Here is an 18836-nt window from a genome sequence, read left to right on the forward strand (position 1 = left end):
CAACGATGACCACCCACAAGGTTCTGGTGCTGGGCGCGGGGTACGCGGGCACGGCCGCGGCGATCCAGCTCGCGGCACGCACGAAGGGCCGCGACGACGTCGAGGTGACCCTGGTGAACGCGCACGAGACGTTCACCGAGCGGCTGCGGCTGCACCTGACCGCAACCGGGCAGCAGGTCGCCGAGCTGAGCATCCCGGAACTCCTGGACGGCACGGGCGCGCGGTTCGTGCGGGGCTGGGTCACCGCGCTCGACCCGGGCACCAGGACCGTGCGCGTCGACGACCGGGTGCTGCACTACGACACGCTGGTGTACGCCCTCGGCGGCGTGGCCGACACCGTCATCGTGCCCGGCGTCGAGGAGCACGCGCACACCCTGAACAGCCCGGAGGACGCCGAAGTGCTGGCCGGCCGGCTGGCGCGCCTGGAGCAGGGCACGGTCGTGGTCACGGGCAACGGGCTCACCGGTGTCGAGTCGGCCGCGGAGATCGCCGAGCAGCACCCGCGGCTGCGGGTCGTCCTGCTGGGCCGGCGCGAGCCGGGCGCGGCGATGAACCGCAAGGCCCGGGCCCACCTCCAGGCCGCGCTCGGGCGGCTGGGCGTCGAGGTGCGCACTGGCGCGGAGGTGACCAAGGTGCTCCCGGACGCCGTCGAACTGGCCGGCGGCGAGACGATCCCCGCCGACGTCGTCCTGTGGACCAGCGGCACCCGCGCCGCGCCGCTCGCGGCCGCCGCCGGGCTGGCCGTCGACGACCGCGGCCGCGTGATCACCGACGCGACCCTGCGGTCGGTCTCGCACCCGAACGTCCACGCGGTCGGTGACGCGGCCGCCATCAGCCAGGGCTACGGCGTCCTGCACGGCACCTGCCAGAGCGGGATGCCGACCGGCGTGCACGCCGCGGTGTCGATCCTGCGCGCCCTGGCGGGCAAGGAGCCCAAGCCGTTCCGCTTCGGCTACTACCACACCCCGGTCAGCCTGGGCCGCCACGACGCGGTCGTGCAGTTCACCCACCCCGACGACAGCCCGCGGCGGATCTGCCTGACCGGCGGGCCGGCCGCCCGGTACAAAGAAGCGGTGACCGCCTCGCCCTGGCCGACGTACCTGCGCATGAAGAAGATGCCCGCCTCGGGTGCGTTCTGGCCCCGCGGCGGCCGCTTCACCCGGGGCGTGCGGTGACCGAGGCGTTCCACCAGCACCGCAACCTGCTGTTCGCGGTGGCCTACCGGGTCCTCGGCAGCGCCGCCGACGCCGAGGACGTCGTGCAGGACGCGTGGATCAAGTGGTCGGCCGCGGACCGCTCCCAGGTCGCCGACCCGAAGGCCTACCTGGCGCGCATCGTGTCCAACCTGGCGCTGGAACGGCTGCGCTCGGCCCGGCACCAGCGGGAGACCTACGTCGGCCCGTGGCTGCCGGAGCCGATCCTCACCACCGGTGACAGCGCGGACGCGGTCACCGGCGCGGACTCGGTGTCCACGGCGATGCTGGTGGTGCTGGAAACGCTGAGCCCGCTCGAACGCGCGGTGTTCGTGCTCAAGGACGTGTTCGGGTTCAGCCACGCCGAGATCGCCGAGGCGGTGGACCGGTCGGAAGCGGCGGTGCGGCAGGCCGCGCACCGGGCGCGCGAGCACGTGCGCGCCCGCCGCCCGCGGTTCCCGGCCGACCGCGCGAAGCAGCGCGCGGTCACCGAGCGGTTCCTCGCCGCCGCGACCGGCGGTGACGTCAACACCCTGATGGAACTGCTGTCCCCGGACGTCACGCTGTGGACCGACGGCGGCGGCAAGGTCCGCCAGGCCCTGCGCCCGGTCGTCGGCGCGGAGACGGTGGCAGGCTGGTTCGCCGCCATCGGCACCGTCACCTACCAGGGCGTCGCGCCCGCGGACGTGGTCACGGAACTGACCGAGATCAACGGCGGCCCCGGGCTCGTCTTCCGCGGCCCGGACCGCGTGCTGGCCACGGTCACCTTCGACTTCGACGCCGAGGGCCGCATCACCACGCTGCACAACGTGGCCAACCCGGACAAACTCGGCGCGGTCGCGGGCGGCGCGGTGCACGGTCTCGGGCCGTCCGGGACGGTCGCCTAAAGTGCTGAGCATGTACAAGCGTTTCGTGGCCCTCGGCGACTCCTTCACCGAGGGCGTCGGCGACGAAGACCCCGCGCGCCCGAACGGCGTGCGAGGCTGGGCCGACCGGGTCGCCGAGCAGCTGGCGGCAGCCGACCCCGGGTTCCGCTACGCCAACCTCGCGATCCGCGGACGGCTGCTCGACCAGGTGCTTGCCGGGCAGCTCGAACCGGCACTGGCGCTGCAGCCGGACCTGGTGTCGATCTACGCGGGCGGCAACGACCTGCTGCGCCCCAAGGCCGACATCGACGCGCTCGCCGCACGGTTCGAGAACGCCGTCGAGCGGCTCGCCAAGACCGGCGCCACCGTGCTGCTGTTCACCGGCGTGGACGGCGCCGAGGACCCGGTGTTCCGGAAGCTGCGCGGCCGCACCGCGATCTACAACGAGCACACTCGCGTGATCGCCGCCCGGCACGGCGCGCTCGTGGTGGACATGTGGGGCATGCGGCAGCTGCGCGACCGGCGCCTGTGGTCGGCCGACCGGCTCCACCTCAACGCGCTGGGCCACAACGAGGTCGCGATCGCCGTGCTCGACGTGCTCGGCCGCCCGCACGGCCTCTCCCCCGCCGCGCTCGGGCCGCGTGAGCTGGTCGACCGGCGGCGGCAGCGCGCGGAGAACCTGCAGTGGGGACGGGAACACGTGCTGCCCTGGATCGGCCGCCGCCTGCGTGGTGAGTCCTCCGGCGACACCCTGTCCGCGAAACGACCGGTGCTGCTGCCGCTGGACTGATCAGCGGGGACGCAGCCCGTCGAAGACGATCCCCAGCGTGCGGGCGCGCAGCCCGGCGTCGTCGCCGGCGTACTCCGCGGCGCGCGAGGCGCCGACCATCAACGCGATCAGCTCGGCGACCCCGACGTCCTCGCGCACCGCGCCCGCCTGCTGCGCCCGCGACAGCAACGCGCCCAGCGCGTCCCGCACCTTCGCACCGACCTCGGCGGCGAGCCGGGGCACCTCGGCGCCGGCGGCGGCCAGCGCGTCGGTGTAGGCGTTCTTGGCGGCGGACACGTCCGCCCAGCGCGCGAGGAACACGAAGAAAGCGCTCTCCGGATCGCTCGCGGCCGCGAACGACTGCGCCTCCTCGGCGAACCGGCGCATCCGGTCCGCCAGCACCGCCTCCAGCAGCGCCTCCTTGGTCGGGAAGTGCCGGAACACGGTCCCGATGCCCACGCCCGCCTCCCGCGCGACCTCTTCGGTCGGCGCGCCGGTGCCCTTGGCGGCGAACACCGTCTCCGCGGCGGCCAGCACCCGCGCCCGGTTGCGGCGGGCGTCGGCGCGCAGCGGCTTCGGTTCCGTCATGCGGCGCATCGTAGAGCCCCGTGGAGCGCGGCCGGAACGCGGCGAAAGGTGGTGATTCCCGGCCTGCCCCTGGACATCGTCACTCCGGTGAGGGATCGTCTTCGGGAAGTGAAGCCGATCACAGGAGGCTCGGCGGCATGGTTCTCGGACGCGACGAAGCGGACACCGTTCTCCAGGCACAGACCAGCCAGAAGACCACCCAGGTGCGGCGCGCGGCCTTCGCCAGCGCCATCGGCACGACCATCGAGTGGTACGACTTCTTCCTCTACAACACGGCCGCGGCGCTGATCTTCCCGCAGCTGTTCTTCCCCGCCTCCTCCAGCTACGCGGGCGCGATGCAATCCTTCGCCACCTACGCCGTCGGCTTCGCCGCGCGGCCCGTGGGCGCGGCGATCTTCGGCTACTGGGGCGACCGGATCGGCCGCAAGACCACGCTCGTCGTCACGCTGCTGATGATGGGCATCGCCTCCGGCGTCGTCGGGGTGCTGCCCGGCGCGGCGACCATCGGGATCGCGGCGCCGCTGATCCTGGTGACGCTGCGGCTGATCCAGGGCATCGCGATCGGCGGCGAGTGGAGCGGCTCGGTGCTGCTCGCGATGGAGTGGGGCGACCAGCGCAAGCGAGGGCTGCTGGGCAGTTTCGCGCAGATCGGCGTGCCGGTCGGGCTCGTGCTCGGCACCGGCGGCATGACCCTGCTGTCCGCGTTGCTGCCCGAGGAGGCGTTCGACTCGTGGGGCTGGCGGCTGCCGTTCCTGGCCAGTCTGCTGCTCGTCGCCGTCGGGCTGGTGATCCGGCTGCGCATCCTGGAGACCCCGATGTTCGCGAAGGTCGTGGCGCAGCAGCGGACGTCGCGCAGCCCGGTGGCCGACGCGGTCAAGCACCACTGGCGGGAGATCCTGCTCTCGGCCGGGCTGCGGTTCAGCGAGCAGATGCCGTTCTACCTCTACACCAGCTACGTGCTGGTGTACGTGGTCGCCGAGCACGGCTACTCGAAGACGTTCGTGCTCAACGCCGTCCTGCTCGGCGCGGCGGTGGAGCTGGCGCTGATCCTGTGGTTCTCGCAGCTGTCGGACCGGATCGGGCGGAAACGGGTGTACCTGACCGGGGCGGTGCTGACCGGGCTGCTGGCGTTCCCGTACTTCGCGGTGCTGAAGAACGGCGGCGAGGTGCTCATCTTCGTCGCCGTCGTGGTGTCGATGATCCCGCACGCCATGCAGTACGGTCCGCAGGCCGCGCTGATCGGCGAGAGCTTCCCGACGCACCTGCGCTACGGCGGCGCCGGGCTCGGCTACCAGCTGGCGTCGGTGTTCGCGGGCGGCCCGGCGCCGCTGCTGGCGACCTGGCTGCTGCACACCACCGGGACGCCGTACTCCATCTCGGCCTATGTGGTGCTCTCGGCGGTGGTCACGATCGTCTGCGTGGCGCTGCTGAAGGACCGCTCGCGAGCCGACATCACCGACGACGCGGTCTACCGGCGCTGACCCACTGGTACCAGCCGAGCGCGGCGAGCACGGCGAGGGCGATCCCGTAGGGCAGCCAGTTCGACCGGGCGCCCAGCGCGCCGGCCAGTCCGGGCACGAGGATCGCCAGTGCCACCACGGTGGCCAGCACCGACCCCCACAACAGGCGCCGCCGCTGCGCGACGGGCGCGGGCTCTTCGCTCATGGTTCCAGGGTGTCATCCGTCCGCTTGGGGCGGACCTCGGCCCGCCAAGCGCCGGAGCTTGAACTCGGCGGTCGGCGGCAAGAGAAAGGGGCCGCACCGGATTCCGGTGCGGCCCCCGAGCGGGACTACTGCTGCGGCGGCGCGGGTGGCGGCTGCTGCGGCGGGTACTGGGGCCGCGGCGGGTTGCCGTAGTGCTGGCCCGGGCTGCGGGTCGGCAGCTGGCCCTGCTGTCCGCCCGCCGTGGGGAACTGCGGTTGCGGCGTGGTCGGTGGCGAGATCGGCTCGGGGGCCGGGGGCTCCACGGCCGGCGCCTCCTGCGCCTCCTCGGTCACCGGGTTACCGCGCAGCGCACTGGTCGCCTGCGGGGCAGGCGGCTGCGGCTGGTGCGACAACGGGCCGGGCACCTCCTGCCGCGCCACCGCCTCGGCCTCGCGCACCGCCTCGGCGATCCGCGGGTCGGTGGAGGTGTCGAACCAGCTGGCGACCTCTTCGTCGTCCAGGGTCGGCGGCTCGGCGCCGTCGGTCTCGGCGGGCTCGTACCGGAACACGCCGTCGGCGTCCTGCTTGGCGAACGCGCGGGCGAACTGCTGCAGCGCGTTGCCGTAGTCGCTGGGCACCAGCCAGACCTTGTTCGCGTCGCCCTGCGCCATCTGCGGCAGCGTCTGCAGGTACTGGTAGGCCAGCACCTCCGGCGTCGGCTTGCCGGCCTTCACCGCGGCGAACACCTTCTCGATCGCCTTGGCCTGGCCCTGCGCCTGCAGGTAGCGGGCCGCGCGCTCACCCTGCGCCCGCAGGATCCGCGACTGCCGCTCCGCCTCGGCCGCCATGATGGTGGCCTGCTTGGCGCCCTCCGCGGCGAGGATCTGCGACTGCTTCTGCCCCTCCGCCGTCTTGATCTGCGCTTCCCGCTGACCTTCGGCGTTGAGGATCATCGCGCGCTTCTCCCGGTCGGCGCGCATCTGCTTCTCCATCGAGTCCTGGATGGAGGGCGGCGGGTCGATCGCCTTGAGCTCGACCCGCGCGACGCGGATGCCCCACCGGCCGGTGGCGTCGTCGAGCACGCCGCGCAGCTGGTTGTTGATCTGGTCGCGGGAGGTCAGCGCCTGCTCCAGCGTCATGCCGCCGACCACGTTGCGCAGCGTCGTGGTGGTCAGCTGCTCGACACCGACGATGTAGTTGGAGATCTCGTACACCGCGGCGCGCGCGTCGGTCACCTGGAAGTAGACGACCGTGTCGATGGACACCGTCAGGTTGTCCTCGGTGATCACCGGCTGCGGCGGGAACGACACGACCTGCTCGCGCAGGTCGATGCGGGCCCGCACCTTGTCCAGGAACGGCACCAGGAAGTTCAGGCCGGGCGAGGCGACCGACTTGAATCTGCCCAGCCGCTCGATCACCGCGGCCTGGGCCTGCGGGACCACCATGATCGCCTTCGCGATCGTCACGATCACGAACAGGGCGATGACCGCGACAACAATGATCGCTGCGGTTCCCAAGATCGCTCTCCCGATATGTGGGTTGTGGTTACGGCTCGGGCGCCACCACGGCCGTGGCGCCCGCTATCTCTACCACGGTCACGGTCGTGCCGGGTTCGATTCGCTGACCGTCGGCGATGGACCGTGCGGACCACACGTCGCCGGCCAGCTTGACACGCCCGGAGTGGCCGTCCACAACGGACACGACCACGGCCCTGGCGCCGATCAGGGCCTCGGTGTTGGTGCGGTGACCCGTCCCGGTCAGGAACCGGCGCTTGAGCGCGGGCCGGGCCAGGAAGATCAACGCGCCGGACGCGATCGCGAACACGACCGCGTCGACGACGATGTTGCCGGTGATCAGCGCCGCGCCGGCCCCGAACAACGCGCCGAGGCCGAGCATCAGCAGGAAGAAGTCGCCGGACAGCACTTCGGCGGCCATCAGGACGATGGCGACGATCAGCCAGACGAGCGCCGGTGTCATGCGCCCATCGTGGCAGAAAGTGACCGCTCGCGACCAGCGGACAACCCGAAGTGATCTCCGTGTGACCTGCCGGATTCAGCCTTCCGGGTCGGTCACGAAGTCGATCAGCCGCTCGACGGCGCCGATCAGCGGCGTCTCCAGGTCGCGGAAGCTGCTCACCGAGTCCAGCACCCGCTGCCAGCCTTCGTAGGTCTCGCCCCAGCCCAGTGCCGCGCACACGCCCTCCTTCCACGGCGTGCCGCGCGGCACCGCCGGCCACGCCCGGATGCCGACCGCGGACGGTTTCACCGCCTGCCACACGTCGACGTAGGGGTGGCCGGTGACCAGCACGTGCTCGTCGCGGATCGCGTCCACCAGGCGGGATTCCTTGCTGCCCGGCACCAGGTGGTCGACCAGGACGCCCAGCCGCCTGCCGGGGCCGGTGCCGAACTCCTCGATCGCTTCGGCGAGCACGTCGACGCCGTCGAGCGGTTCCACGACGACGCCCTCGACGCGCAGGTCGTGCCCCCACACGCGTTCCACCAGTTCGGCGTCGTGCTTGCCCTCGACCCAGATGCGCGAGTCGCGCGCGGTGCGGGCCCGCAGCCCCTGCACCTTCACCGACCCGGACGCCGAACGCGCCGAAGCCGGTGACGGCGGCGCGGCCTTCGGCCGTACCAGCGTCACCGGCTTGCCCTCGAGCAGGAACCCGGCGGGCTCCAGCGGGAACACGCGGTGCCTGCCGTGGCGGTCCTCCAGCACGACGTTGCCGTGCTCGAACCGGACCACCGCGCCGCAGAAACCGCTTCCCGGTTCCTCGACCACCAGCCCGCGCTCCGCCACGACCTCGGGGATCTTGCGTCTGCGCGGGCCGGCGAGGATGTCGTCATAGCTGTGGGAGCGCACGATCCGGGACGGTAGCGCCGGGTTCACCCGTTCGTCGCGCCGCCACGCCGGGGCGCAGCATCAGCGCGGCCACAGCCAGGGCGGCGGCCACGAGACCGGTGCCCACCCAGAAGGCGAGGTGGTAGCCGGAGGTGAGCGCCACCTCCGGTCGCACCCCGGTCAGCGACTCGGTGCGGGTCGCGGCGAGCACCGCCAGCACCGACAGCCCCAGCGCGCCCGCCACCTGCTGCGTGGTGTTGAACAGCCCGGAGGCGAGACCGGTGTCCTCGGCGGCGGCGTCCCGCATGCCCAGCCCCATCAGCGCGGGCATGGCCAGGCCGAACCCGATTCCCATCGCCACGGTCGGCCCGAGCACGTCGGTCGCGTAGCCGCCGTCCGGGCGCACCTGGGCCAGCCAGGCGAGCCCGCCGCCGATCAGCACCAGCCCGGCCAGCAGCACCTGGTAGTCGCCGAAGCGGGTGGACAGCCGCGGCGAGATGACCAGCGACACCAGCGCGATCGTCGCGGCGATCGGCACCATCGCCAGCCCGGTCGCCTGCGCGCTGAGCCCCAGCACCTGCCGCAGGTACAGCACGACGAGGAACTGGAACCCGAACATCGCCGAGACCAGCAGCGCCATCGTCAGGTTCGCCCCGGTCAGGCCGCGCGAGGCGAAGATCCGCGGCGGCAGCAGCGGGTCGCGGGCCCGGGACTGGCGCACGCCGAACGCGGCCAGCAGCACCAGCGACACCGCGCCGAAACCGATCGTGTGCGGCGAGGCCCAGCCGTGGGACTCGACCTCGACGACGGTGTAGACACCGAGCATCAGCGCGGCGGTCACCAGCGCCGCGCCGAGCCAGTCGGCACCGGCGCGCAGCCCGAGGCCGCGGTCGTTCTCCAGCACCCGCAGCGCGACCGCGCCGGCGATCAGGCCGATCGGCAGGTTGATCAGGAAGATCCAATGCCAGCTCAGCGCCTGGGTCAGCACGCCACCGGCGATGCTGCCGATCGAGCCGCCCGCGGCCTGCACGAAGCTGAACGTGCCCAGCGCCTTGGCGCGTTCGGCCGGCTCCGGGAACAGCCGGACGACCATGCCGAGCGCGACCGCGGTCGAGGCGGCGCCGCCCGCGCCCTGCAGGAACCGCGCGGCCATCAGGGTTTCCGGGTTCCAGGCGAGCCCGGCGAGCAGCGAGGCCAGCGTGAACACGGCCATCCCGGCGAGGAAGACGTGCCGGCGGCCTGCCAGGTCGCCGAGGCGGCCGGCGAGCAGCAGCAGCCCGCCGAACGGGATCAGGTAGGCGTTGACGACCCAGGACAGGTTCGACGGCGTGAAGCCGAGGTCGTCGCGGATCGCGGGCAGGGCGACGTTCACGATCGTCTGGTCGAGCACGATCATGAGCGTCTGCGCGGACAGCACGGCGAGCGCGAGCCACCGCGAGCGTGCTGCCGGCTGATCGAGGGACATGGCCTTGACCTCCAAGAGGGCACGATTTGTAACTGGGGCCATGATGTGAGCCCGTAACCGTGCCGGGAAGAAGGCAGTTCCCTGTGCCAGAGGCACATCGATGTACCACTCCTGGTCCCGCCGGTGGCCCTGTGAGGCAGCTCACGCGCGCCACGGGACACGGGTGGTAACTGAGGGGCCGGCATGGAACCATCGAGGTATGGCTGCTGACACCGCTTCCCCGGTCACCGAGGCTTGCCCCATCGTCGAGGTGCTCGACCACGTCGCCGGCAAGTGGGCGATCGGCATCCTGGTCACCGCCGCGCACGGCCCGGTCCGCTTCACCGAGCTGGAGCGCGAGGTGGAGGGCATCAGCCGCCGCATGCTGACGCTGACGCTGCGCAAACTGGAGCGCGACGGCCTGCTGGTGCGGACCGTGTACCCGACGGTGCCGCCGCGCGTGGAGTACACGCTCACCGACATGGCGCGCGAGCTGCACCAGACGCTGGTCGGGCTGACGTCCTGGGCGGAGAAACACCGGGGCGCGATCGCCGCGGCCCGCCGCGCCTACGACGAGCAGCGGACCGCGGCGACGGTCTAGGACTCGTCGGGGAAGCGGCTCGCGCGGCGGTGTCGGTGCGACGGCCCACCGCGGGCGGCTCAGCCGCTGGCGGAACCTAGATCACCCGGACGGCCGCCTCCGCGGCGATGCGGAACTCGATCACCGACGGCAGCTCCGCCAGGTCCAGCGCGTGCTTCAGCCGGGCCACGCCGTCGTCGACGATGTGCTCCCGCAGGGCGGTCAGGTCCGTGCCCGGTTCGGCGGTCACCGTCACCAGCAGCGTCGGCCGGTCCTGCGGGCCGGACAGCGTCGCGTCCGCCGAGCGCACCTGCGGGTAGGCCGCGATCTCCGACTCGAACGGCGCGACCGCCGCGTCCGCGGACAGCTTCGTGACGCCGTGGGACGGATCGTCCTCCAGCCGCCAGGTCCGCGTTTTCGGCCGCCGCATCGCCTGCGCGGCCAGCCACCGCAGGAACAGCAGCCCCAGCGCGACGGCCACCACCACGGTCACGTACAACACCCACGTCGGCGGCCGGTCGTCCCCGGGCGCCAGCGGCGCGGTCCGGTCCAGGACGGCCAGCCAGCCGAGCGACGTGGCCAGCGCGAACCCGCCCGCGGCGAGCAGGGCGAGCCCGATCAGCGCGAGCAGCGTGCGGTTGAGCCGGGCAGGACGGTTCAGGCTGGTCATGGCGTCCTCCGCACGTGCACCTTCACCCGCGGCCGCCGCGCCGGGCCGATGCGGTCCAGCTGGTCCTCGACCGCCTGCCGCACCTGGCTCGCCACGTCGTCGGCGGCCAGCCGGCTGCCCCGCACCTTCGCGGTGACGCTGCGCCGCCGCAGCCGCACCTTCGCCGACTCCACCCCGTCGGCGGACTCGGCCGCCGAGCGCAGGCTGCCGGTGATGCTGCGGCGGCTCGCCCCGGCCTTGACCGGCGCACTGCTTCCCCCCGACAGGGGCAGTACGAGCGCGCGGCCGGGCAGCACCGCCGCCAGCAGCACCAGCAGGCCCAGCGCGGCGAGCACGCCGCCGCCGATCGCCACGGGAAGCGCTTCCCAGCGCGTGGCGTGCAGCCGCGCCGCGACGGCGTCGTAGTCCAGCACCGGCCGCTCGCCCAGCAGAAGCTGCACCGCGCTGGTCGCCACCAGCGCGCACGCGACCACCCCGGCCAGCGCCACCACCGAGGCCAGGAGGCTGCGCCGGGACCGGCGGATCATGCCAGGCTCCTCTCCCGCGACCGGTCGCTGTGCAGCGCGGTCACCGTGATGTCCACCCGCTCCACCACCAGCCCGGTCAGCTCGCCGACCTCCCGCACCAATCGTTCCCGCGCCGCTCGCGTAGTGCGGGCGACCGGCGCCGGGTAGCCGACCGACAGCTCGACGGCCAGGCTGACCCGGCCGTCCCGCACGCGGGCGGTGACGTTGGCGGGCTGCTCCGGATCACCGCTGCCCACCGCGAGGCCGAGCACCCGGCGGGCCGCGCCCCCGACCCCGTCCAGCCCCGTGATCACCTGTTCCGCGATGCGCTGCACCGCCCGGTCGGCCACGACCGTGGTGCCGCGCCGCTCCGGCGCTTCGACGGTCACCGGCTCACCTCCGCTCGCGGTCGGTGAACTGGGACAGGTCGAGCTTGCCGTCGAGCACCCGGCCGACCAGCAGGCCCAGCCCGCCCAGCACGGCGACGACCAGGAACGCGCCGAACCCGCCGAACGCGGCGGCCAGGCCGAGGACGAGCCCGGTCAGCAGACCGGCGATCGTGGCGTTCACGTCACTGCACCCGCGCGGGCGCGCCGCCCTGCGGCTCGTCGTCGTCGGGCAGGTGCACGTCGTTGACGGTGATGTTGACCTCGACGACCTCCAGCCCGGTCATCTGCTCGATCGCGCCGATCGCGTTGGCCCGCACCGCCTGCGCCAGGTCGGCGATGGACACCCCGTACTCGACCACGATCTGCAGGTCCACCGCGGCCTGCTTCTCCCCGACCTCGACCGACACGCCCTGGCCGACGCTGCCGCTGGCGCCCGGGATGCGCTCGCGCAGCGCGTTGAACGCCCGCGCCGCGCCGCCGCCCAGGTCGTACACGCCCGGGATCTCCCGCGCGGCCAGCCCGGCGATCTTCTGCACCACCGTGCTCGCGATCGTCGTGGTGCCCTGGCTGGTCACCAGCGAACTCGTCGCCGGCTTGCTCACCGCGGTGGCCTTCTCCTCGGTTCCGGTGCTCATCTTCTCTCCCCTTTCCGGTTGGTGTTCCCACTTCTTCGACACCGCCGGCGCGCGAACCTCACGCGCCGAACGCGGATCCGTCCACATCGGTCACCACGAGCCGGATGGCCGCGTCCGCGTAAGCGCTTCCCACCAGCGCCTTCGCGACCGCGTCCCCGGCCAGCCGCAGCCGTGGTGGCAGCGGCAGCGCCGTGGCGACCAGGCGCACGCGCACCACCTCTGGTGTCAGGTCGACCGCCAGTGCGGCCGGGTTCCACGACGCCACCGGCCGCACCGCGGGCGCGGCCGGGCGCAAGCCGTCCACTTCGGACAAGGCGGTCAGGATCGCCTCGACGTGCTCGGCGCGGGCGGTCATCGGACGACGTCCAGCACGGTCACCGACACCCGGCCGGGTTCGACGCCGGTGTCCCGGACCAGCCGGGCGCGCACCTCGCGCTGCACAGCCCTGGCGACCGCGGCGGCCTGCGCGCCGGCGCGGGTGGCGATGCCGACCCACACCTCCACGTCGTCCCCGGCGCGCCGCACGCCGACACCGTCCGCGGGCGCCGGGGTGAGCCCCTTGACCTGCTGCCACCGGGACCGGCCCCAGCCGCGCACCAGCCCGGCCATCCCCGGTTCGAGCCGGGCCACACCCGGCACCGCCCTGGCGGCGGCCGCGGCCACCGACGCCACCACGGCGTCCTCGACGTGCCACTCGACGTGCACCGGTTCCCCCCTCAGCGGTCGTAGAGGTCGTCGACCGTCAGGTCCAGCCGCACCAGCCGGACCCCGATCGCGGACGAGCAAGCCGCCGTGAGGCGATCCCGCAGGCGCGCCAGCACGTCGGCGAGGTCGTCGCGGTAGGCGGCGGCCACCGACAGTTCGGCCTCGATCAGGGTCTGCCCGTCGGTGATGCCGCTGGTGAGCACCCGGCAGCGGCGGGCGCGGATGCCGTCCGTCTCGTCGGCGGTGAACCGCAGCACGGCGGCGACCGCCTGCTCGCTCACCTCGAGCGTGCCGGGCTCCGGCGCGGACAGCGGCACCATGCCGCGGTGGCGGCGCACGTCGGCGCGCACCGCGGCCATGATCTTGCCGGTCAGGTCCAGCGGCGGCTGGGTCTCGTCGGCCGCCAGCTCACGGGTCGCGTCCCGCAGCGCGAGGAGGCTGCCGCGCGCGGTCGAGCAGTGCGAACAGGTCAGGTCGTGCTCGGTGACCGCGTCGAGGCGGTCCCACACGTCCTCCAGCGCCCGGCCGCAGGGCAGGTCGTGGGTGGTCTGGTCTAGCGCCATGGCCGCATCACCTCCGCCAGTTGCGCGCGGGCCCGCGCGATGCGCCCGCGGACCGCGGTGGGCGAGGCCGACACGGCCTCCGCGATCTCCTCGTAGGACCGGCCGTGCACCTCGCGCAGCAGCCAGCAGGCCCGCTGCTCCGGGGTCAGCCCGGCCAGCGCCGTGGTCAGGGCCGCCATCTGGGCGCTCACCTCGGCGGCGCGTTCGGGCCGGGCGTCGCCGCGCGGGGTTTCGGTGTCGTCCGGGTCGACGTCGGTGACCGGGCGGCGGGCGCGGATCACGTTGAGGCAGCGGTTCGTGGTCGACCGGTACAGCCAGCCGACGAAGGCGCCGTCGTCCTGGAGCTGCTCCAGGCGGCGCCACACGGTCAGGAACACCTCCTGGACCACGTCTTCGGCGTCACCGGCGGCGGTGAGCATCCGCAGCGCGAGCCGGTACATCGGGCCCTGGTAGCGGCGCACCAGCTGCTCGTAGGCGCGCACGTCGCCGTCCCTGGCCCGCGCGACCAGCGTCGCGTCGTCCAGGACTTCGCCGAGGCCGGTCCCGGCCGTCACCGCATCCCGCCCATGCGCAGCCTCCCCGTGTTCGCACCCGATTCACTAGGTCAGACACCGGGCACGGCGAAAGCTCACGCCCCGGTCCGTCACGAGTTCGGGTGAGGGCGGCCACCGGATTGGTGGATCAGTGTGGGAGTGCCTTCTCGGATGCGGCACCGAGGTTTTCGACGTGGCGACACGCCCGGAGAGCCACCGCGGCGCGGGCACGGCCGGCGCACGTCGACCCACCTCATGGGTCAGAACAACGGCCAGGGGATGGCGCGCCAGTCGTCGCCGGGTTCGGGGAACACGCCGGTGGCCACCAGCATCTCCGCGCGCTCGGCGATGGCGCTGATCTCCAGCTTCGTCAGGTGCGGCGCGAGCTGCTCGCCCAGGTCGCCGCGGATCTTCTCCGGCAGCGCGCGCAGCTTCTCCAGCGTCTCGGCCGGCAGCGGGTCGCCCACCCAGCCCCACAGCACCGTGCGCAGCTTCGGCTCGGCGTGCAGGCAGATGCCGTGGTCGACGCCGTACACCGTGCCGTCGGTGCCGACCAGCACGTGCCCGCCCTTGCGGTCGGTGTTGTTGGCGATGATGTCCAGGACCGCCAGGTCCCGCATGCCCGGGTGGTCGGCGTGCGCGAGCACCGCGGGCTCACCGGCCCGGTCGTGGGCGTGCAGCACGATGCGCCAGTCGTCCGGCACGTCCTTCGGCGACCGGACGTCGATCAGCTCCTCGTCGCCGGTCTCCACCCACAGCTGCACCATGCCCTCGCCGAACGGTCCGTCGCGCAGCACCGTCGGCGGCACCCGGCCCAGGCCGGCGGCCTCGGACAGCAGGGCGGTGGCGACCTCGCGCCCGGCGAGCGTGCCGTCCGGGAAGTCCCACAGCGGCCGCTCGCCGGACACCGGCTTGTACACCGCCTGCGCGGAGCGCCCGTCCAGCTCGACCGAGCAGAACAGCGTGACGTTCGAGGCGTCGACCAGGCGGCCTTCGACGGTCAGGCGGCCGCGCGTGAGCAACTCCCTGGCGTGCGGATCGGCTGGACCGACCGGTGGGGCCACGTCTAGCTCTCGTCGGCCAGGTCGGTGTTGCGCCGGTAGCCGTTCTGCCGCGGGCAGATGTGGCCCTCCGGGTCGAGCGGCTCGCCGCACAGCGGGCACGGCTTGCGCCCGGCGCGCACGACCCGGTCGGCGCGCTCGGCGAACGCCCGCGCCGCGGCGGGGCTGAGGAACACGCGCACCGCGTCCGGGCCCTCCTCGGTGTCGTCGAGCACGACGGTCTCGTCGACCTCGCCCTCGGTCATCGCGAGCAGCTCGATCACGACCGCGCTGGTCTCGGCGTCCCAGCCGAGGCCCATCGTGCCGACCCGGAACTCCTCCTCGACCGGTACCTCGAGCGGGTCCACGTCGACGAGGTCGTCGGGCACGGTTTCGGGCACCTCGGCGCCGAACCGCGCGACGATCTCCTCCAGCAGCGAGGACAGGCGCTCGGCGAGCACCTGCACCTGCTGCTTCTCGATCGTCACGCTCACCGTTCGGACGTCCTCGGTGGCCTGCAGGTAGAAAGTGCGGTCGCCCGGTTCCCCGACGGTCCCTGCGACGAACCGGTCGGGCTGGCGGAAGACGTGGATTACACGAGCCATGGCACCCCCGACCCTATGCCACCGTTTCATGATCGGCATCCGCCGCCCCCGCTTGCATCTTAGTTAGAGTGCGGCGGTGGCTGAAACCGCGCCGTACGGCACCTGGACCTCCCCCATCTCTGCCGCCGACGTCGCCGCCGCGGGCGGTGGCGCGCAGTGGCTCGACGTCGTGGGCGACGCCGTCTGGTGGGCCGAGGCCCGGCCCGCCGAAGGCGGCAGGCTGACGCTGGTCCGCGCTGGTCAGGACGGTGCGGAGGAAATGCTGCCGCCGCCGTGGAACGCCCGCAACCGCGTGCACGAGTACGGCGGACGGCCGTGGCTGGCGATCGGCCGGACCCTCTACTTCACCCACTGGGACGACCAGCGGGTGTACGCGCGGGACCTGGACAGCGGCGAGGTGGTTCCGGTCACACCGGAGCCGCACGTGCCGCAGGGCATCCGGTACGGCGACCTCCGGCCAGGTCCGGACGGCGTGGTGTGGGCGGTGCGCGAGACGAGCACCGGGCCGCGGCGCACCGACATCCGCCGCGACCTGGTGTCGATCACCGGTGGCGAAGTGGTGCCGCTGGCGGCGACCCACCACTTCCTGACCGCGCCGCAACTGTCGCCGGACGGCCGGCACGCGGCGTGGCTGGGCTGGGAGCACCCGGACATGCCGTGGGACTCCACCGAACTGTGCGTGGCCGAGGTGCGGCCCGGCGGGTTCGGCCCGCACCGGGTGCTCGCCGGCGGGCCCGGCGTGTCGGTCTGCCAGGTGGAGTGGGCCGGCGACGGCACGCTGCTGGCGCTGATGGACCCGGACGGCTGGTGGAACCTGCACCGGATCGGGCTGGACGGCGCGGTCGTCAACCTCGCGCCGGTGCGGCGGGAGCTGGGCGGGCCGCTGTGGAAGATCGGGTCGAACTGGTTCGTGCCGCTGGGCGGCGGCAGGCACGCCGTGCTCGACTCCGGTCGCCTGGCCGTGCTCGACGAGAACAGCGGAACGGTCACGCCCGTCGCCGAGCACCTGACGAGCTGGGCGGCGACCCTGGCGCGGCACGGGACCGGGGTCGCGGGCATCGCCGCCGGACCGCGCCACGAGAGCGCCGTCGTGCACGTCGACCTCGGCAGCGGCGCGGTGACCGAGCTGACCCCGCCCGCGCACCCGCTGCCGCCCGCGGAGTACCTGCCGGTGCCGCAGGAGCGGATGTTCCCCGGCCCGGACGGCGTCGAGATCCCGGCCTACGTCTACCCGCCGACCAACCCCGGATTCACCGGGCCCGGCGGCGAGCGCCCGCCCTACCTGGTGCACGTGCACGGCGGCCCCACCGGCCGCGTGTCCGGCGACCTCGACCTGGACTTCGCCTACTTCACCAGCCGCGGCATCGGGATCGTCGCGGTCAACTACGGCGGCTCGGTCGGCTACGGACGCGCCTACCGGGAACGGCTGCGGGAACAGTGGGGCGTGGTCGACGTGCGGGACTGCGCCTCCGTCGCCGAAGCGCTCGCGGCCGAAGGCGCCGCCGACCCGGCGCGGCTCGCGATCCGCGGCGGCAGCGCGGGCGGCTACACCTCGGCGGCGTCCATGACGAGCGTGACCACCTACCGCGCGGCGACGATCAAGTACCCGATCCTCGACCTGGCCGAGTGGACCGGCGACGGCGGCGAGACCCACGACTTCGAGTCGCAGTACGTGCTCGGACTCGTCGGGCCGCTGCCGCAGACGCGGAAGCGCTACGTGGAGCGGTCGCCGCTGCGGCACGCCGCTCAGCTGGCCGGGCCGGTGCTGCTCCTGCAGGGGCTCGACGACCAGATCTGCCCGCCCGAGCAGGCCGACCGGTTCGTCGCCGCGCTCTCCGGCAGCGGCATCCCGCACGCCTACCTGACCTTCGAGGGCGAGCAGCACGGGTTCCGGCGCGCCGAGACCATGATCGCCGCGCTGGAGGCCGAGCTGTCGTTCTACGGGCAGGTGTTCGGCTTCGCCACGCCCGGGGTGCCGAAGCTGGAGCTGCGCTCGTGAAGACCGTCGCCCTGGTCGCGCCCGCCGGGCCGGTCGCACCGGAGCGGCTGGAGCGGGCGTTGGCCGTGCTCGGCTCGTGGGGGCTGCGGGTGCGCAACCTCGTCAAGCCGGGTTCGCGGCACGCCTCCTACCTGGCCGACACCGACGCGGCGCGGGCGGAACTGTTCACCGAGGCGTGGCTGGACCCGGAAGTGGACGCGGTGCTCGCGGCGCGCGGCGGCTACGGCACACAGCGGATGCTGGACCTGCTCGACTGGCCCGCACTGCGCCGCGCCGGGGCGAAAGTGTTCGCCGGGTCGAGCGACGTGACGGCGCTGCACGCGGCGATCCACCAGCACCTGGGCCTGCCGACGTTGTTCTCGCCGATGCCCGCAGGTGACTACTGGGACCACGCCGGCGGTGCTGGCTTGCGCCAAGCCCTGTTCGAGCCGGGACCGGTGACGCTGCCCGGCACCGAGGCGCTGGTCGCGGGCACCGCGCGGGGCAGGCTGACCGGCGGGAACCTGAGCCTGCTCGCCTCCAGCGTCGGCACACCCGAGCAGGGCGGCGCGCGGGACGCGATCGTGGTGCTGGAGGACGTGACGGAGCCGGTGTACCGGCTGGACCGGATGCTCACGCAGCTGCTGCGCTCCGGCTGGTTCGACGGCGTGGCCGGGATCGTGCTGGGCACGTGGACCCGGTGCGGCGACCCGGTGCAGGTGCGGGAGCTGATGCTGGACCGCCTGGCGCCGCTGGGGGTGCCGGTGCTCGCCGGGGTGCGGTTCGGGCACGTCGAGGGGTCGCTGACGGTGCCGCTCGGGGTCGAGGCTGTGCTGGAGACCGATGCGCTGCGGGTGGTGACCGGTGCGGCTTGATCCGGCGGAGGCGCGGGCCCGGTTCGTGGCATCGCGGGTGGCGCGGCTGGCGACCGTGTCGGCGGACGGGCAGCCGCACCTGGTGCCGGTGACGTTCGCGGTGTCCGGGGACGAGATCGTGTTCGCGGTCGACCACAAGCCGAAGTCGACGCACGCGCTGCGGCGGCTGGCGAACATCGCGGCGAACCCCGCGGTGACCTTCCTGGCCGACGCCTACGACGAGGACTGGACCCGGTTGTGGTGGGCGCGGGCCGACGGCACCGCGACCGTCGTGGAGTCCGCCGCCGGCGCGGTGGACCTGCTGCAGGCGAAGTACGAGCAGTACGCGCGGCGGCCGCCGGAGGGCCCGGTGGTGATCACCCAGGTGACGCGCTGGAGCGGCTGGACCGGAACCGCCGAGTGAGGCTCGGCG

The 18836-nt window shown here is 73.4% G+C and carries 25 protein-coding genes; 8 read left to right on the forward strand and 17 right to left on the reverse strand.

All coding sequences use genetic code 11. The features are described from left to right. Positions 1-5: 5 nt before the first annotated feature. From ACCP09_RS28885 to ACCP09_RS28895, 3 genes are read left to right on the forward strand one after another with little or no spacing between them, the layout of a single operon-like run. A complete protein-coding gene (locus ACCP09_RS28885; protein ID WP_433751757.1) occupies positions 6-1175 on the forward strand; it encodes an NAD(P)/FAD-dependent oxidoreductase in 1170 nt (389 codons plus the stop codon). Next, on the forward strand, positions 1172-2080 hold the full coding sequence (locus ACCP09_RS28890; RefSeq protein ID WP_433751759.1) for an RNA polymerase sigma-70 factor: 909 nt from the start codon (positions 1172-1174) through the stop codon (positions 2078-2080). The genes ACCP09_RS28885 and ACCP09_RS28890 overlap by 4 nt, the downstream gene beginning before the upstream one ends. 10 nt (positions 2081-2090) lie before the next feature. Then, complete coding sequence (locus tag ACCP09_RS28895) at positions 2091-2849, forward strand: SGNH/GDSL hydrolase family protein (RefSeq protein ID WP_027929780.1); 759 nt, start codon at positions 2091-2093, stop codon at positions 2847-2849. On the opposite strand, the gene ACCP09_RS28900 is transcribed toward ACCP09_RS28895, so the two are convergent. After that, positions 2850-3416 carry a TetR/AcrR family transcriptional regulator gene (locus ACCP09_RS28900; RefSeq protein WP_433751762.1) on the reverse strand — a complete coding sequence of 189 codons (567 nt, stop codon included), beginning with the start codon at positions 3414-3416 and terminating at the stop codon, positions 2850-2852. 137 nt (positions 3417-3553) lie between these two features. Between ACCP09_RS28900 and ACCP09_RS28905 the strand changes: the two genes are divergently transcribed. Beyond that, positions 3554-4897, forward strand: a complete 1344-nt coding sequence (locus ACCP09_RS28905) for an MFS transporter (RefSeq protein ID WP_027929778.1) — start codon at positions 3554-3556, stop codon at positions 4895-4897. Here the strand turns inward: ACCP09_RS28905 and ACCP09_RS28910 are convergent. The 5 genes from ACCP09_RS28910 to ACCP09_RS28930 form a co-directional block, all read right to left on the reverse strand. Next, positions 4869-5081, reverse strand: coding sequence for a hypothetical protein (locus ACCP09_RS28910; protein ID WP_027929777.1), 213 nt, complete (start codon positions 5079-5081; stop codon positions 4869-4871). The two genes, ACCP09_RS28905 and ACCP09_RS28910, sit on opposite strands and share 29 nt — an antisense overlap. A 125-nt stretch (positions 5082-5206) precedes the next feature. Beyond that, a complete protein-coding gene (locus ACCP09_RS28915) occupies positions 5207-6577 on the reverse strand; it encodes an SPFH domain-containing protein (RefSeq protein WP_123686801.1) in 1371 nt (456 codons plus the stop codon). A gap of 28 nt (positions 6578-6605) precedes the next feature. Further along, on the reverse strand, positions 6606-7037 hold the full coding sequence (locus ACCP09_RS28920) for an NfeD family protein (RefSeq protein ID WP_017982381.1): 432 nt from the start codon (positions 7035-7037) through the stop codon (positions 6606-6608). A 75-nt stretch (positions 7038-7112) separates the two neighbouring features. Beyond that, positions 7113-7922 (reverse strand): DUF3097 domain-containing protein, encoded by an 810-nt coding sequence (locus ACCP09_RS28925; RefSeq protein WP_027929775.1) that lies wholly within the window; start codon positions 7920-7922, stop codon positions 7113-7115. Continuing rightward, positions 7903-9366: a DHA2 family efflux MFS transporter permease subunit gene (locus ACCP09_RS28930; RefSeq protein ID WP_433751765.1), complete on the reverse strand. Its 1464-nt coding sequence runs from the start codon at positions 9364-9366 to the stop codon at positions 7903-7905. The genes ACCP09_RS28925 and ACCP09_RS28930 overlap by 20 nt, the downstream gene beginning before the upstream one ends. A gap of 199 nt (positions 9367-9565) precedes the next feature. On the opposite strand from ACCP09_RS28930, the gene ACCP09_RS28935 reads away from it, so the two are divergent. Then, on the forward strand, positions 9566-9946 hold the full coding sequence (locus ACCP09_RS28935; RefSeq protein ID WP_027929773.1) for a winged helix-turn-helix transcriptional regulator: 381 nt from the start codon (positions 9566-9568) through the stop codon (positions 9944-9946). A 76-nt stretch (positions 9947-10022) separates the two neighbouring features. On the opposite strand, the gene ACCP09_RS28940 is transcribed toward ACCP09_RS28935, so the two are convergent. From ACCP09_RS28940 to ACCP09_RS28990, 11 genes are all read right to left on the reverse strand, one after another. After that, entirely contained in the window at positions 10023-10595 is a 573-nt protein-coding gene (locus tag ACCP09_RS28940; RefSeq protein ID WP_433751767.1) for an alkaline shock response membrane anchor protein AmaP, read from the reverse strand. After that, positions 10592-11122 (reverse strand): DUF6286 domain-containing protein, encoded by a 531-nt coding sequence (locus ACCP09_RS28945; protein ID WP_027929771.1) that lies wholly within the window; start codon positions 11120-11122, stop codon positions 10592-10594. The genes ACCP09_RS28940 and ACCP09_RS28945 overlap by 4 nt, the downstream gene beginning before the upstream one ends. Next, entirely contained in the window at positions 11119-11490 is a 372-nt protein-coding gene (locus ACCP09_RS28950; RefSeq protein WP_378334665.1) for an Asp23/Gls24 family envelope stress response protein, read from the reverse strand. Before ACCP09_RS28950 ends, ACCP09_RS28945 begins: the two co-directional genes overlap by 4 nt. A 4-nt stretch (positions 11491-11494) precedes the next feature. Then, the gene (locus ACCP09_RS28955; protein WP_167499186.1) at positions 11495-11671 is read right to left on the reverse strand and encodes a hypothetical protein; all 177 of its coding nucleotides are present in this window, start codon (positions 11669-11671) and stop codon (positions 11495-11497) included. 1 nt (position 11672) lies between these two features. Further along, positions 11673-12125 (reverse strand): Asp23/Gls24 family envelope stress response protein, encoded by a 453-nt coding sequence (locus ACCP09_RS28960; RefSeq protein ID WP_027929768.1) that lies wholly within the window; start codon positions 12123-12125, stop codon positions 11673-11675. Positions 12126-12183: 58 nt separating this feature from the next. After that, complete coding sequence (locus ACCP09_RS28965; RefSeq protein ID WP_123686797.1) at positions 12184-12480, reverse strand: hypothetical protein; 297 nt, start codon at positions 12478-12480, stop codon at positions 12184-12186. Next, entirely contained in the window at positions 12477-12830 is a 354-nt protein-coding gene (locus ACCP09_RS28970) for an Asp23/Gls24 family envelope stress response protein (RefSeq protein WP_400982076.1), read from the reverse strand. Before ACCP09_RS28970 ends, ACCP09_RS28965 begins: the two co-directional genes overlap by 4 nt. Before the next feature lie 11 nt (positions 12831-12841). Next, positions 12842-13393, reverse strand: coding sequence for an Asp23/Gls24 family envelope stress response protein (locus ACCP09_RS28975; RefSeq protein ID WP_433751771.1), 552 nt, complete (start codon positions 13391-13393; stop codon positions 12842-12844). Next, positions 13384-13947 carry an RNA polymerase sigma factor gene (locus tag ACCP09_RS28980; RefSeq protein WP_431902945.1) on the reverse strand — a complete coding sequence of 188 codons (564 nt, stop codon included), beginning with the start codon at positions 13945-13947 and terminating at the stop codon, positions 13384-13386. The genes ACCP09_RS28975 and ACCP09_RS28980 overlap by 10 nt, the downstream gene beginning before the upstream one ends. A gap of 239 nt (positions 13948-14186) precedes the next feature. Continuing rightward, the gene (locus ACCP09_RS28985) at positions 14187-14990 is read right to left on the reverse strand and encodes an SCO1664 family protein (RefSeq protein ID WP_433751773.1); all 804 of its coding nucleotides are present in this window, start codon (positions 14988-14990) and stop codon (positions 14187-14189) included. Positions 14991-14992: 2 nt separating this feature from the next. Next, entirely contained in the window at positions 14993-15571 is a 579-nt protein-coding gene (locus ACCP09_RS28990; RefSeq protein ID WP_020417938.1) for a DUF3090 domain-containing protein, read from the reverse strand. A gap of 76 nt (positions 15572-15647) precedes the next feature. Between ACCP09_RS28990 and ACCP09_RS28995 the strand changes: the two genes are divergently transcribed. From ACCP09_RS28995 to ACCP09_RS29005, 3 genes are read left to right on the forward strand one after another with little or no spacing between them, the layout of a single operon-like run. After that, complete coding sequence (locus tag ACCP09_RS28995; protein ID WP_433751775.1) at positions 15648-17570, forward strand: S9 family peptidase; 1923 nt, start codon at positions 15648-15650, stop codon at positions 17568-17570. Further along, positions 17567-18424: a S66 peptidase family protein gene (locus tag ACCP09_RS29000; RefSeq protein ID WP_433751777.1), complete on the forward strand. Its 858-nt coding sequence runs from the start codon at positions 17567-17569 to the stop codon at positions 18422-18424. The genes ACCP09_RS28995 and ACCP09_RS29000 overlap by 4 nt, the downstream gene beginning before the upstream one ends. Then, entirely contained in the window at positions 18414-18827 is a 414-nt protein-coding gene (locus tag ACCP09_RS29005) for a TIGR03668 family PPOX class F420-dependent oxidoreductase (protein ID WP_378334660.1), read from the forward strand. The genes ACCP09_RS29000 and ACCP09_RS29005 overlap by 11 nt, the downstream gene beginning before the upstream one ends. Positions 18828-18836 lie beyond the last annotated feature (9 nt).

Source organism: Amycolatopsis sp. 3B14, assembly GCF_050958625.1.
GTDB lineage: Bacteria > Actinomycetota > Actinomycetes > Mycobacteriales > Pseudonocardiaceae > Amycolatopsis_E > Amycolatopsis_E thermoflava.